Source organism: Ensifer sesbaniae, from assembly GCF_013283665.1.
Taxonomy (GTDB): Bacteria; Pseudomonadota; Alphaproteobacteria; order Rhizobiales; family Rhizobiaceae; genus Ensifer; species Ensifer sesbaniae.
Map to the genome: position 1 here is coordinate 1437132 of NZ_JABEKU010000002.1, position 14951 is coordinate 1452082.

Annotated in this window: 8 protein-coding genes and 2 pseudogenes; 9 read left to right on the plus strand and 1 reads right to left on the minus strand. The window is 60.0% G+C overall.

The window, feature by feature from the left end; translation table 11 throughout:
- The first annotated feature begins 1361 nt into the window (after positions 1-1361).
- Entirely contained in the window at positions 1362-1733 is a 372-nt protein-coding gene (locus BHMPCIPO_RS24510; RefSeq protein WP_173519358.1) for a hypothetical protein, read from the plus strand.
- Between the two features lie 174 nt (positions 1734-1907).
- Positions 1908-2186: an HU family DNA-binding protein gene (locus tag BHMPCIPO_RS24515; protein ID WP_173519359.1), complete on the plus strand. Its 279-nt coding sequence runs from the start codon at positions 1908-1910 to the stop codon at positions 2184-2186.
- Positions 2187-2933: 747 nt separating this feature from the next.
- Here the strand turns inward: BHMPCIPO_RS24515 and BHMPCIPO_RS24520 are convergent.
- Positions 2934-3413 (minus strand): annotated as a pseudogene (locus BHMPCIPO_RS24520) (IS630 family transposase); the annotation flags it as partial.
- A gap of 158 nt (positions 3414-3571) precedes the next feature.
- On the opposite strand from BHMPCIPO_RS24520, the gene BHMPCIPO_RS24525 reads away from it, so the two are divergent.
- The 7 genes and pseudogenes from BHMPCIPO_RS24525 (at position 3572) to BHMPCIPO_RS24555 (ending at position 14939) form a co-directional block, all read left to right on the plus strand.
- Positions 3572-4738, plus strand: a complete 1167-nt coding sequence (locus tag BHMPCIPO_RS24525) for an IS110 family RNA-guided transposase (protein WP_173519360.1) — start codon at positions 3572-3574, stop codon at positions 4736-4738.
- Between the two features lie 511 nt (positions 4739-5249).
- A pseudogene (locus tag BHMPCIPO_RS24530) lies at positions 5250-5360 on the plus strand (DUF2950 family protein); the annotation flags it as partial.
- A gap of 146 nt (positions 5361-5506) precedes the next feature.
- On the plus strand, positions 5507-6172 hold the full coding sequence (locus BHMPCIPO_RS24535) for a CBS domain-containing protein (protein WP_173519361.1): 666 nt from the start codon (positions 5507-5509) through the stop codon (positions 6170-6172).
- Between the two features lie 52 nt (positions 6173-6224).
- Positions 6225-7253, plus strand: a complete 1029-nt coding sequence (gene adhP / locus BHMPCIPO_RS24540) for an alcohol dehydrogenase AdhP (protein WP_210266641.1) — start codon at positions 6225-6227, stop codon at positions 7251-7253.
- Positions 7254-7313: 60 nt separating this feature from the next.
- Positions 7314-9752, plus strand: a complete 2439-nt coding sequence (locus BHMPCIPO_RS24545) for a phosphoketolase family protein (RefSeq protein WP_173519363.1) — start codon at positions 7314-7316, stop codon at positions 9750-9752.
- A gap of 22 nt (positions 9753-9774) precedes the next feature.
- Complete coding sequence (locus tag BHMPCIPO_RS24550; RefSeq protein ID WP_173519364.1) at positions 9775-13617, plus strand: GH36-type glycosyl hydrolase domain-containing protein; 3843 nt, start codon at positions 9775-9777, stop codon at positions 13615-13617.
- A 2-nt stretch (positions 13618-13619) separates the two neighbouring features.
- A complete protein-coding gene (locus tag BHMPCIPO_RS24555; RefSeq protein ID WP_173519365.1) occupies positions 13620-14939 on the plus strand; it encodes a glucoamylase family protein in 1320 nt (439 codons plus the stop codon).
- Positions 14940-14951: the final 12 nt, after the last annotated feature.

Consider the following 14951-nt stretch of genomic DNA (forward strand, 5'->3'; position numbering starts at 1 on the left):
GTCGAGACGGCGATCGCCCAACGAGCCCTTCTTCTAACTGCCGCCGGTTCGGAAATGGCTGATTTCTGGCGTAGCTGTGCAGAATTGGTTGGCCTCGATGTCAGACGTTTCTCACCCGAGACGAACCCCACAAAGCGTCGCAAACTGGTTGCCGAGCTCGACGTCCTCGTCGCTCGCGACCTTTTCGGCCTCTCCAAAACGGATATGACCTATCTTTTGGACCCTTCGGAAGTTCTCGGTGCCGATTGCGGATTTGAGACATTTGGGACACTCAAGCGAGCCGAGATGCGGGAATTTAGACGTTTCGAGACACGGGACGCCATATTATCGCGATGGGATGAACTGGCGACGGGCGAGGCTGCTACCCTCGCGGCGAAGTCCTGCTTCTGCTCCTCGGTGCGGCCGGGGAACATCTTTACGGCGATGTGCGGCATTTCCATTCCATTCGTTGGTAGCGAGTGCACTGATGCGGACAGAAACGACCTTGAGTATGACGCGGGTCGCGTCTCTGATCGATATCCCACCCGCTCACCGGGCGATAGCCCCGTTGTGGCGATCAAAACGCCAGGAGCGGCGAGCAGGATCAGCCCATCACGGCTGATGCCCGTGCGGTCGCGCATCGCCCGTTCATTCGCAAATCGATGCTGCTTCCAATTGCTCCACTCTGGCGCGCAATCGACTGGAAGGGGACGCAGATTTTTTCTGGCGCCGCAATAAGCTTCAAGAACATGGATACAGCTGATCCGCACGAAGAACGCAGCTCTATTAGCTGATTAGAAAATTTAAATGCCAAGCAAGCGATTAACCAGTATAGCTAAATTGGTATGCACCTATTCGCTCGGCGCGCGATCCTGGATGGAGCCCCGAGGTACGCGCGCTCAGGAGGTATTTCTGCCGGCAGATTGCGCAGCTTAGAGGGGAGTCAGCTTGCATAGAAAAGATTGGAGCACAGACGGAAAAGGCAATATTCGGGCATCTGCCGTCATCGATTGGAAAGCTGAGGCCGTCACTGCAGATGCGAGTGGCGACGTCTTCTTGAGGATCGAATTCAGCGTCGATCCGAGTCGAACCGACGTGTCGTCACTGCGGTTCAGATTAACCGAGCAGCAAGCGAAACACCTTGGTGCGAAGTTGGCGTCCATCTCAAACCAGTCACCGCAATCATCGGGGCTTGTCAGCACAGCCCGACAGTGCGTTTCGACATAAAATAGCCAGCAACCCAGAACGACGAAGGCACCAAATGCCCGCATGCGAAGTACGGTCCCGTGGCGATTGGCGGCCGTGTTCCAGACCGTTTGAACCGTGGATCGCCTGCGAAGCGGGCATCGCGCGGACCCAAGCACTATTCTAGGAGGCACTGCATGACAGTTGAAGAAATGTCGCCAAAGTTTCTCACGCTCCAGCCTGGCGGCGCCATTGGCAAATTTGCATTGAACCAGGAAATCGCCGCAGCGCTCACGAGGCTTCCGGATGACCCTTCGCTTTACTTCGATCTTGGCGAAGAACACCTGCTTATTCCGCTCGAGCAGTTGGTGAACGCGCGTGCGCGCGAAAGAGGGATCGTCAATGCAAACCGCCATATGCTGGCGGCGGCCAAGGGCCGTCAGGAGAAACGAAAACCGCTCACCGTTCGCGCGCTCGGCAAGGAGCTATGGCTCGTGGTCGATGGGAATTCGACATTGCTCAACGCCCGACATTCGAACTGGCGGGCGCTCCCCTGCAGCGTCGGATGACCAGAGCGCCTTATCCAACAGGCATGGACCCAAGGCCCAATGGAACGGCTTTCGACGAAAGGCCACGATTGCGCTGTGGAAATCGTCGGTATTTGGGCCGTGCACGCTGGAACGCCAGATGACAAAAGGGATCCCGCCGGATGAGAATTCCCGCGTCATCAAGAGGGGAAAACAATGACAACAACCAATGAGATTGCAGAAAAGATCGCGATCGAACATGGCTTGACTAAAGTCCAGAGCAGGGCGGTTGTCGAAGCGGTCTTCGCTGCCGTGACTGCCGCCGCCACGGCTGGCGCCGAAACATCGATCCCGGGCTTCGGAAAGTTTAAACTCAAGGATACGCCAGAGCGCGAGGCGCGCAACCCGGCAACCGGTGCGACCATCAAGGTTGCTGCTGCGAAGAAGTTGACCTTCGCGCCGGCCAAAGCTCTCAAGGACGCGCTGAACGGCTGACGCGAACGGCAGGTTGGGGAGCCAATTGATCCCGGACCGGGAGCGCTTTCACGACCGCCGACGGCCTGAAGCGTCGTCATCGTACGACGCTTATCGAACGCTTACTCCGGGCGGGTGACGATCATCGCACCGACCCCGATCCGGCGGGGTCGGCTTGGCCCTGAATGGACCAGATGTGCGTCGATAGTTCCGGTGTAGCATCGAGGATGCGACTGCAGCACAGCCCTTGTGGTCGCCCCGACCCCAGAGCCTCTACCTCGAGCAGAGGCTCACCCCGACGGCACGCCACTGCCTCTTGGTTGAACTGCTTCGAACTCCTCCCGCCGCCCTGCAAGCCTGAACACCCTTCCCGTCACAAACAGGCAGAAGGTCCCGTCAGGCTATGATGAAGTAGCCCTTTCGGACCTCTCTGGTCGCATCCAGGGATCGCGCCTCGATCTTGAACAACCGGATGAGAGCCAAACGGTTCGGCGAGGTATGAACACGCGTTTCGCTCACCTCGTCGCTGAGGCAGTCCGAGGAACTCTCGCGCGCCATGCCAATCATCCCTGCTTACCAGGCTTATTCTCGCGGAATGATTGAATCAGCTACTACACCCGTTCGCCTTTAACGACTTCTTAGTCGTCATAACATTATCTATTCCTAATGTACGGATTGGGGCGGCAGGGAACGTGCAGCCAACTGGCCGCATTTCGCGAGACTGGTAACTTTTCTGGGGTGCGCGCGAACTGTTAGAGCAGATCCTGTTCAATCCGGGTCATATCCTGCAGCTCTGAAGTAGTTGGCGCATTCTCCAGGAGTGAATCGGGGTAGCAAGGCGCCGACTGCGTCCCATAGCGCATCAATCTTTCGCTCCGCTCTTGCCCGCAACATGGCTTTCAAAATCGAGAATGCGTTTTCGATGGGGTTAAAGTCGGGACTATAGGGCGGCAGGAACATGAGTTTGGCGCCGGCGCGCTCGATGGCTTCGCGCACCCCGGCTGCCTTGTGGGCCGGCAGGTTGTCCATCACGACGACGTCGCCGGTCTGAAGGGTCGGCGAGAGCACTTGCTCGACATAGGCCAGGAAGACATTGCCGTTCATCGCTCCATCGTAGACGAAGGGTGCGGTCATGCCCGTGAGGCGGAGCGCGCCGGTGAATGTCGTTGTTTTCCAATGGCCGTGCGGCATGCCCGCCCGACAACGCTCGCCTCGAATTGCGCGTCCGCGCAGGCGTGCCATTTTGGTACCGGTGAGACGAGTTCGCCATTTCCGTTTTTGCCAACCGAGCAGCATGACCGCGTGCATGGTTCGTTCCATCTTGGCGTTGTATAGATGCTATGGGGCGGGCGGCGAAGATGTGGCACCTTTGGCGCTGCTAAGAACCACGTTCTGGAGGTGCCCCCATGTCGCAATCTTTTGACGCAAACCGGTCCCTCACCGCTCTCAATGAGGATAGCACGTTGATCGCAGTCATCGAAATGAGCCAGGCAACGTGGCTGATTGCCGCGCTCGTTCCCGGGCTGCAACGGCAGCCGCTGAAGAAGATCGACGCCGATGAGACGGCATTGTTGAAACTGCTGCAGCGTTGGCGCGACGAAGCCGGCCACATCGGCCATCGTATCGAGCGCATCGCCATCGCCTATGAGGCGGGCCGCGACGGCTTCTGGCTGCGCTGGCTCCAGGTGCGTGGCATTGAGGCCTATGTGATGCATCCCGCCAGCGTTGCCGTCTCCCGCGAGCACCGGCGCGCCAAAACCGATCGCCTCGACACAGAACTGCTAATGCGCGCCTTTCTCGGCTGGCTGCGCGGCGAGAAGCGTCATTGCACGATGGCGGCAATCCCGGCGGTCGAGGAGGAGGACGCGCGGCGGCCGAGCCGCGAGCGCGACAGCCTGGTCGCTGAGAACACGCGCATCATCAATCGCTTCAAGGCGATCCTCGCTCGCTTCGGCATTCGCACCTTCAAGCCGGCCTTGCGCAAGGCCGTGGACAGGCTCGAGGCCGTCCGCACGCCGGAGGGCATGGTGTTGCCGAACAACACGCGCGCTGAGCTGCGCCGCTTGCTTGAGCGGCTGCGGCTCGTGCGCGAGCATATCCGCGCCATCGAGCGGGAACGCCTGCGCCTGCTGGAGGCGGCGCCGGCAGAGGCAGAAGACCATCCGCCGGCAATGGTGCGCTTGCTCGCGAAGGTGATCGGCATCGGCGTCGAGACCGCTGACATGCTGGTCCACGAGATCCTGTCGCGCAAGCTGCGCGATCGGCGTGCCGTGGCACGCTACGCCGGCCTTACCGGGGCGCCGGACGAGAGCGGCAAACGCCGGCGCGAGAAGGGATTGTCACGCACCGGCAACGGCCGCGTGCGATGCGGCATGATCCAGTTGGCGTGGCGCTTTCTCCGCTTCCAGAAAGACAGTGCGCTTGCGCAATGGTTCCAGGCGCGCACGAGCGACGGCCGCAGCGGCACACGGAAGACGATGATCGTGGCGCTCGCCCGCAAGCTGCTGATCGCCCTGTGGCACCTTGTCACCACGGGCGAGGTGCCCGAGGGTGTAGTGTTGCGTCCGGCGTGATGCACGCGGAAGGACCTCGCACCACGCCCAAACAAATTGGCGGCTCCGTCGCAGGGTCCGCCGATGACGATCCGAGGTGGCGGTGACCCGCGTTTCCCGTTGGGCCGGAAGCCGTTGTTTAGAATGGGCCCGCCGCCCGGAGCTTCGCCGCCGATGCGAATGCCTGCATCATGGTTGTGTCCCGCACCGATCAACCGAATACAAGCCTGCCAGGCGCGACCCCAGCGCTGGCTGATGGCGAGCTCCCCTCGGAACTGTCGTCGGTCTTGCTTTGCACCGAAGCGGCCCGACCCGGAACAGCCGGCCACCCTGCTCATGACCGTCAAGGACAAGCCGCAAGGCGGTGGGCCCTATCGGGCCCATCCTTGACCGTCACTGCGCATGGGCGGCGGCAGAGATTCAGGTCGGGACGAGGAGATGGTCGCCAGCCGGCCGAACAGGGAGATGGGAAATGATTGTAGATCAGGCTTGACAAGAATTGCCCCATACAAGCGGGAAACCAGCGCTATGCCCTCAGCAGGGCATCGTCTACGAACGCGATCTCGGGCCAAGTACCGAAGAGATCGTGCCGTTCATCGATCGTTTCGATCCCGACGACAAATGGAATGTCACTGCAGACTGACAATGGAGACTTCACTGGAGGTTCTGAAAAAGACCGCTAAGCCGCGCAACCAGAAGAGTGGGAAACTTTTATTGTCGATCGACCGCGAGAGGTTTACGTTAAGTTACTGATGGCGGTACCGAGATCCATTGGGAGGTGGATCAAAAATGCGCGTCAAAGATGTGATGACGACAACGATCGTCAAGCTTTCGCCTGACCATAGTGTCAGACATGCAGCCCGAATTATGGTCGACAATCACGTCAGCGGCCTGCCCGTCGTGGACGATAACGGGCATCTGGTGGGGCTGATAAGTGAAGGCGATCTGATCCGCCGCAGCGAGCTCGGCGGCGCCATTCCGAAGCTAGACGCAACACGCGGCGCCGACGAGAGAGCTAACGCCTATGTGCGGCGGTCTTCGTGGCGGGTCGGCGACGCCATGACCGCCAATCCAGTGACAATCGATGAAAATGCCTCCGTGGCGCGCGTCTCGGCGCTCATGCAGGAGCGTGGCATCAAACGCATTCCTGTCCTTAGAGATGGGATGATGGTCGGTATCGTTAGTCGAGCTGACCTGTTGAAGGCAATTTTATCCGCAAACCGGGATGAAACAGCATATGGTGACGAAGCCATCCGCCGCAGTATCCTCGTTCGTCTCGCAGAAAACACAGGTCTTGAAGGACTCGATGTGAAAGTCGCCGTGACCGATGGCATCGTTCACTTCTGGGGAAATGTTGAAACAGTTGAATGCCGGAGAGCCGCACGAATTCTCGCCGAGAACGTCCGTGGCGTAAGAGGCGTGGTCGAGCATTACTCTGAGCCATATCCTGACTGACATCACTGCCCACGAAATGCGTCGAAGTCATACAAGCTGGAGGAGCATGGAAATGGCAAAGACGATGAAAGCGGCTGTCGTTCGACAGTTCCGCGCTCCGCTCACCATTGAAGAAATGGCCGTTCCGACACCCGGACCAGGACAGATACTGGTCAAGTACGAGGCGACGGGCGTGTGCCACACTGATCTCCACGCCGCCAATGGCGACTGGCCGGTAAAGCCGTCGCCGCCTTTTGTACCCGGACATGAGGGCGTTGGCTTCGTTTCAGCGGTCGGAGCCGGCGTGAAAAGGGTAAAGGAGGGCGACAGGGTCGGGGTGCCTTGGCTGCACACCGCCTGCGGCTACTGCCCCTATTGCCGAACCGGTTGGGAAACACTGTGCGCTTCGCAGGCCAATACAGGATACTCCGTCAACGGAACCTTCGCGGAGTTCGGACTGGCGGACCCGGATTTTGTCGGCGCCGTTCCAGATAAACTGGAGTTCGGTGCAGCTGCGCCGGTCCTTTGCGCGGGAGTCACCGTATACAAGGGACTGAAGGAGACGGAAGTTCGCCCCGGGGAGTGGGTGGCGATCTCAGGCGTCGGTGGCCTCGGCCATATGGCCGTGCAGTATGCCAAGGCGATGGGCATGAATGTCGTCGCCGCGGACATATTCGAGGAAAAACTGGCGCTGGCCAAGCAGCTCGGCGCCGACATCGCAGTCAATGGCAAGGCGAAAGATGCTGTCGAGCAGGTAACGAAGGCAACCAACGGCGGCGTTCATGGGGTCCTTGTGACCGCTGTTTCTCCCGCTGCAATGGAACAGGCTTTCGGGTTCATGCGGTCGAAGGGGACCATGGCGCTCGTCGGCCTGCCTCCGGGCATGATGTCCCTGCCTGTCTTCGAAACAGTCCTCAAACGCATCACCGTGCGGGGATCGATCGTCGGTACGCGACAGGATCTGGAGGAATCGTTGACCTTTGCGGCCGAAGGAAAGGTGAAACCGCATTTTTCCTGGGATCGCCTCGAGAACATCAATGACATTTTCGAGCGGATGGAGGCGGGCAAGATCGACGGTCGCATCGTCATGCGACTTCACTAGTTCACCAGTGTGCACGATGACAATCTGATGGCATTTCCATCGCCTGATAAGGACGCTCAGATGATTTCACCTGAATTAGCATCCGCAAGCTCAGCAGTCCCGCTGACAGACGACGAACTCCGTCTGATGGACGCCTATTGGCGAGCCTCCAACTACCTTTCCGTCGGCCAGATCTATCTGCTCGACAATCCGCTGCTGCGCGAGCCGCTGAAACGCGAACACATCAAGCCACGCCTGCTCGGCCATTGGGGCACCTCGCCCGGCCTCAACATGCTCTATGTGCATCTCAACCGCGTGATCAAGCGCGACGATCTCAACATGATCTATATCATCGGGCCGGGGCACGGCGGACCGTCGCTGGTGGCGCATGCCTATCTCGAAGGCACCTATAGCGAGTTCTATCCGGATATCGGCGAAGACGCCGAGGGCATGCAGCGGCTCTTCAAGCAGTTCAGCTTTCCGGGCGGCATACCGAGCCACGTGGCGCCGGAAACGCCCGGCAGCATCCATGAAGGCGGCGAGCTCGGCTATGCGCTGAGCCACGCCTATGGCGCGGCCTTCGACAACCCGGACCTCGTCGTCGCCTGCATTGTCGGCGATGGCGAGGCCGAGACCGGGCCGCTTGCCACCGGTTGGCAAAGCAACAAGTTCCTGAACCCCGCCCGCGACGGCTGCGTCCTGCCGATCCTGCATTTGAACGGCTACAAGATCGCCAACCCGTGCTTCCTCGCCCGCATCCCGCGTGACGAGTTGCAGAAGTTCTTCGAGGGCATGGGCTACAAGCCCTATTTCGTCGAAGGGCATGATCCGGAAAGCGTGCACCAGCAACTGGCCGGCGTGCTCGATACGGCCATGGCCGAGATCCGGCAGATCTGGGACGACGCCCGCGTGAGGGGCAACCTGAAGCGGCCGGCCTGGCCGATGATCATCTTCCGCACGCCCAAGGGCTGGACCTGCCCGAAGGAGATCGACGGCAAGAAATGCGAGGATTACTGGCGCTCGCACCAGGTGCCGATGGGCGAAATGGACAAGCCCGAGCACATCCGCATCCTCGAGCAGTGGATGAAGAGCTATCGCCCCGAGGAGCTTTTCAGCGACGAGGGCCGGTTGAAGCCCGAAATCGCAGCGCTGGCGCCGACGGGGCATCGCCGCATGAGCGACAATCCGCACGCCAATGGCGGCCTGCTGCTGCGCGACCTGAAGATGCCGGCGTTCCGGAATTATGCCGTCGACGTTCCGCGTCCGGGTGCGACGACCGTGGAGGCCGCCCGTGTCATGGGCAAGTTCCTGCGCGACGTCATGAAGTCCAACATGGACTCCAGGAACTTCCGTCTGTTCAGCCCGGACGAAAACAATTCCAACCGCTGGCAGGACGTGCTGGAGGTCACCAATCGCTGCTACATGGCCGAGATCTATCCGGAGGACGATCACCTCTCACCGGATGGCCGCATCATGGAGGTCTTAAGCGAACACCAGTGCCAGGGCTGGCTCGAAGGCTATCTCTTGACCGGCCGCCACGGCTTCTTCTCCTGCTACGAAGCCTTCATTCACATCATCGATTCGATGTTCAACCAGCATGCCAAGTGGCTGAAGGTCTGCAACGAGATTCCCTGGCGCCGGCCCGTCGCGTCGCTGAACTACTTCTTGAGTTCCCATGTCTGGCGGCAGGACCACAACGGCTTCAGCCATCAGGATCCGGGCTTCATCGATCACGTCGTCAACAAGAAGGCCGACGTCATCCGCGTCTACCTGCCGCCGGATGCCAACACGCTGCTCTCCGTCACCGACCACTGCCTGCGCAGCCGCAACTACATCAATGTCGTCGTCGCCGGCAAGCAACCGGGGCCGCAATGGCTGACGATGGAGCAGGCCGTGCGCCATTGCAGCATGGGCGTCAGCATATGGGATTGGGCCAGCAACGATGCCAACAGCGAGCCGGACGTCGTCATGGCCTGCTGCGGCGACGTTCCGACGCTCGAAACGCTGGCCGCGGTCCAATTGCTGCGAGAGCATCTTCCCGAAGTGAAGGTCCGGGTCGTCAACGTCGTCAATCTGATGAAGCTGCAGCCGGCGGAAGAGCACCCCCATGGCCTCTCCGACCGCGATTTCGATGGCATCTTCACCAGGGACAAGCCGATCATCTTTGCCTTCCATGGCTATCCGTGGCTGATCCATCGCCTCACCTACCGCCGTACCAACCACGACAACCTGCATGTGCGCGGTTACAAGGAGGAAGGCACGACGACGACGCCTTTCGACATGGTGGTGCTGAACGAGCTCGATCGTTTCCATCTCGCTGGCGACGTCATCGACCGCCTGCCGCAACTCGGCGCCCGCGCCGCCTACTTCAAGCAGGCGATACAAGCCAAGCTGATCGAGCATCGGGAATATATCGAGAAGCATGGCGACGACATGCCGTCGATCAGTGGCTGGAAATGGGGCGTCAAGGATGCGCAGCAGGCGAAGCCGACGACCTCGACGGAAGGCGATAACGTCTAAGGCCCAATGAAGGATTGGTTCGATGGCCAGGCCAGTTGGCACGATCGACGTCACTGCAACGCGCCTAGCAGGCGTGCCTCCTGACACGACCTTGCTCTCGAACGGCCACTACAACGTGCTTCTGACGGAGGCCGGCGCCGGCTACGGAAACTGGCGCGGCCTCGATATCTTGCGTTGGCGTGAAGACGGCACACGCGATTGCTGGGGCCAGTTTTGTTATGTTCGCGACCTTGAGAGCGGCGAGGTCTGGACGATCGGCAGGCAACCGATCTGCCATGCTGATGCGACCTACGAGCACCGATTTCACGGAAATTGGGCCGAGTATCGCTGCTTTCTCGATGACATCGACATTCATTGGGAGGTCTGTGTCGCGCCGGATTGCGATGCCGAGGTGCGGTTGCTGAACCTCCGCAACAGGGGGACGAAAGCAAGAAAACTGGAGCTGACAAGCTACAGCGAGGTCTGCTTGAGTGGGCGGAGCGCAGACAGCGCACACCCCGCCTTTGCTAAGCTTTTCATCGAAACCTGGTTCGACGCGGATACGACCGCCTTGTTCGCGCGACGCCGGCCACGCAGCGCATCGGAGCGACCCATTTGGGCGCTGCACGTGTCCGCATCACGCGAGCCGGCGCAGCCAGTAGAGTATGAAACGGACCGCTACACCTTTCTCGGGCGGCGTCGAACACCAGAAAACCCCATCGCGCTTGCGCCTGGGAGCCGCCTGTCAGGCGCGACAGGCCCTGTGCTCGATCCCATCTTCAGCCTGCGCCGTAAAGTCCATCTGGAACCCTCTGCGATACAGCAGATCGCGTTTGTAACGGGCGCTGCCGACAGCGATGTTGGCGCTGCGGCGATCGCCAAACGGTTCACCGATATAGACGCAGCGCACCAATCGTTGCTGGACGCCAAGAAAAACAATGGAGCATCCCCTTTTCCATCGCTTCAAGAGTTGGCCATTTACAATCGGCTCGCAGCGCACTTAGCTTTTTCTATTCCAAGCTCCCGAGAGACTGGCGCGACCGACATAAGGCGGGCAAAGCGTAGCGACTTGGGAGCGGTTGGACTGTCGGGTACAGTCCCAATTCTGCTGTTGCATATCGACGAAACAGCCGATGCCCTCGTCGACGAAGTGATAATTGCCCACGCATTCATTGTTAATCGTGGATTTCCCTTCGATCTCGTCGTCCTGGATGAAAGAGATTCCAGCGAAAGCTTACAGTTGAGCGGCAAGGCGGCCGCCCATGTGGAGCGAGTTCTGGGCCAAGCAGGAGGCGTTCACTTTCCAAAGAACGAAAATGTTTCGGAGGGCGTTACAAGCGCGATCACCGCCGCCGCGCGCCTGATTCTTTGCTGTGGTCGTGGCCCTCTGACAGGCCAGCTTTCGTCAATATCAGCACCCACGTCTTCAGCGTTGAAAGAGGCCAAGCCAAACATCCCCGCCGCACAAAGTGAGCGTCAGGCCATATCGCCAGAGAGTCTGCTTTTTTGGAATGGCCGAGGCGGCTTCACGAAAGACGGACGCGAATACGTAATCGCAGCCGATGCGCCTCCAACGCCGTGGTGCAACGTCCTTACCAATGGGATGTTTGGCTGCCTGACAAGCGATAGCGGCCTTGGGTACACCTGGGCGGGCAATAGCCAGCTGAATAGACTCACACCCTGGTCAAATGACCCGGTTTCAGATGCTCCCAGTGAAGTTGTCTATTTGCGTGACGAGCAGACCGCGGAAGTGTGGACCCCGACGCCCTTGCCGCTAGGGCATACCTTGGCGACCAAGACCAGGCACGGCCACGGCTACAGCTGCTACGAGAGCCGCCACGGAACCCTGCACCAGGAGATGGCTGTGCACGTCCCGTCTTCAGGAAGCATCAAGGTCATCCGCCTTGCTATCCGCAACGACGGCAACAAGACGCGAAATTTAACTGCGACATACTTTCTCGAATGGGTCCTCGGCACCCTACGCGAAAGTGCATCCGCTCGGGTCGAATGCGAATTTGACGCTGAGATCGGTGCCATCGTTGCCCACAACATCTGGGAAGATGGCCTTCCCAAAACCCTCGCATTCGCGGCCTCAAGCGCGCCTATCCGATCGTTCACATGCGATCGCAGCGCGTTCCTCGGCAGAAACGGCTCTATCGCCCAGCCGTTGGGATTGAAAGGCCTTGATCTCGGCGGGCATTCTGGCCCTCATCTAGACCCTTGCGCAGCCCTCATGGTCAGCGTTTCAATCCCTGCGGCGCAGACCGTCGAGCTGGTATTCGTGCTTGGCCAGGCCGAGAGCCGCGAGGAAATGCGCAGGCTCATCCGCGAACATGCCAATTCGAAGGGCTCCAAGAGTTCGCTTTCAGCCGTTTCACAACGTTGGGATCAACTGCTGAGTTCCGTCACGGTTCGAACGCCCGACATGGCCTTCGACCTGATGATAAACCGCTGGTTGCTCTACCAGGTGTTGGCCTGCCGTCTCTGGGCGCGAACGGGCTTCTACCAATCAGGCGGCGCGTATGGGTTTCGCGACCAGCTTCAAGACGTCGCAGCTCTTGTCCATTGTGCGCCCGAGGAAGCGCGTGAGCACATTCTGCGGGCCGCATCGCACCAATTTACGGAAGGAGACGTGCAACACTGGTGGCACCCGCCTACGGGCGCCGGGGTGCGTACCCGCATGACGGACGACCTCTACTTTCTGCCATACGTGGTCGAGCACTATGTCTCGGTCTCAGGAGACTACGAACTCCTCAACGAGCAGGTACCCTTCATTGTGTCGCCACCTTTGACTGACGATGAGGAGGAACGCTACGAGGTCCCCGCAGTCAGTGAGGAACAATGGACCATCTACGAGCATTGCTGCCGGGCGCTCGATCAGGGTCTGCGCCTGGGAACTCATGGGCTCCCGCTTATGGGAACGGGCGACTGGAACGACGGTATGAATCGGGTCGGCGCGGAGGGCAAAGGCGAAAGCGTCTGGAATGGATGGTTCTTTTTGACCGTGCTCAAGTCTTTTGCCGGCATTGCTTCGAAGATGGGAGATGACGAACGCGCCGCTTGGTGTATCGGCAACGCAGAGGCCTTACGCGTGTCGCTGGAAACCCATGCCTGGGACGGTTCCTGGTATCGCCGCGCCTACTTCGACGATGGTACGCCCCTAGGGTCCCATTTGAACGATGAGTGCCAGATTGACGCTATTCCGCAGGCCTGGGCGGTCATCTCAGGTGCTGCAGATTCCGAGCGGGCCGCCATGGCAATGCACGCAGTTTGGGAACGACTTGTTCGGACCGATAACGGTTTGATCCAGCTTTTCGATCCGCCGTTCGACAAAGGCTCTCTGCAACCGGGTTACATAAAGGGCTACGTGCCCGGAATTCGAGAAAATGGCGGCCAGTACACCCACGCGGCCACCTGGGTGGCGCTGGCGACCGCATTGATGGGAGATGGCGATCGAGCATTCCAGCTCTGGAGTATGCTCAATCCCATCAATCACGCCGTGTCGCCCAAAGACACCGACCGCTACATGGTGGAACCCTATGTTGTCAGCGCCGACGTCTATGGCGCCGCTCCTCATACTGGTCGCGGGGGCTGGACCTGGTACACGGGATCGGCGGGCTGGCTTTATAGGGTTGGGCTTGAAGCCATCCTTGGCATTCGCCGCGAGGGACGTCGGCTTGTTGTCGAGCCTACAATCCCCAAACAATGGCCGGGATACGATGTTGATTTTCGATATGGGAGATCAACTTACCATATCAAGGTGAGCCGAGATCACAGACTCGAACGGACCCACTATTCGCTAAGTGTTGACGGAAAGGTCGCTCATCAGAGCGTTCCACTCGTGGACGACGGACGAGATCATAATATCCGTCTCGTGATTGGTTAGCCATGCCGGAATTGCTGTCGACAGATCCCGAACTGAACCGGATGCCGACCGAGCAGGACCTTGCCCGGCTGCAGTTCACGACCCTGCTCTACTACCTGCATTGCACCAATCCCGATAACGGGCTCGTGCGCGACAAGACTCAGGAAGATGCGCCCGCAAGTATCGCGGCGATCGGCATGGCGCTTGCGACGATCCCCGTGCTGGTCGAGCGGGGCATCGTCATTCGCAAGTTCGCCGCGAAGATCGCGCGTCGACGGCTGCAGTTTCTGCTGCAATGCCCGCAGGGGCCGGAGCCGGACGCCTCGGGCTACAAGGGCTTCTTCTATCACTTCCTTGATATCGAGACCGGCAGGCGCGTTTGGGAATGCGAATTGTCGACGATCGACTCCGCCTTCCTTTTTGCTGGTGCGCTGACGGTCGCCGCTTATTTTGATGGCGATGCGGCGGACGAAGTCGAAATCCGCCGCTCGGCAAATGCGCTCTATGAACGGGCCGACTGGAACTGGGCCTGCGATCACGGACTTACGCTGACGCATGGCTGGCGGCCGGAAAGCGGCTTCATTCCCTATCGCTGGCGCGGTTACGACGAGGGCCTGCTTCTCTACATCCTGGGCCTCGGTTCCCCCACCCATCCGCTGCCGGCGGAAGCCTACACCGCCTATACCGAAAGCTACGACTGGCGGAACCTCTATGGTCGCGAGCTCCTCTATTCGGGCCCACTCTTCACGCACCAGCTGTCACATATGTGGATCGATTTCCGCGGTATCCGTGACGCCTTCATGCGCGAGCACAACAGCGACTACTTCCAGAACAGCCGGCACGCGACCTTCGTCCAGCAGCAATATGCCATCCGCAACCCGCTGAGTTTCGTCGGCTACGGCGAGCATTGCTGGGGGTTCACGGCGAGCGACGGACCCGGCTGGACCAAGCGCACCGTGAACGGCAGCGAAAGGGAGTTCTTCGATTACCTTGCCCGCGGTGCGCCCTTCGGCCCGGATGATGGGACCGTGTCGCCCTGGGCCGTCGTCGCCTCGCTGCCCTTCGCGCCGGAGATCGTCATCCCGACGGTCCGGAACTTTGCCCGCATGGACCTGGGCATGACCAGGCTTTACGGCTTCAAACCCTCCTTCAACCGAAGCTTTCCGGTGGAGGGAAGCGAATCCGGCTGGTGGGTCAGCCCCTATCACTTCGGCATCGACCAGGGCCCGGTGGTCCTGATGATCGAGAACTACCGAACCGGCCTGCTGTGGAACATCATGCGCCGGTGCGCGCCGCTGGTGGTGGGACTGAGACGAGCCGGTTTCTCCGGCGGTTGGCTCTGAGCAGCTAAGGCC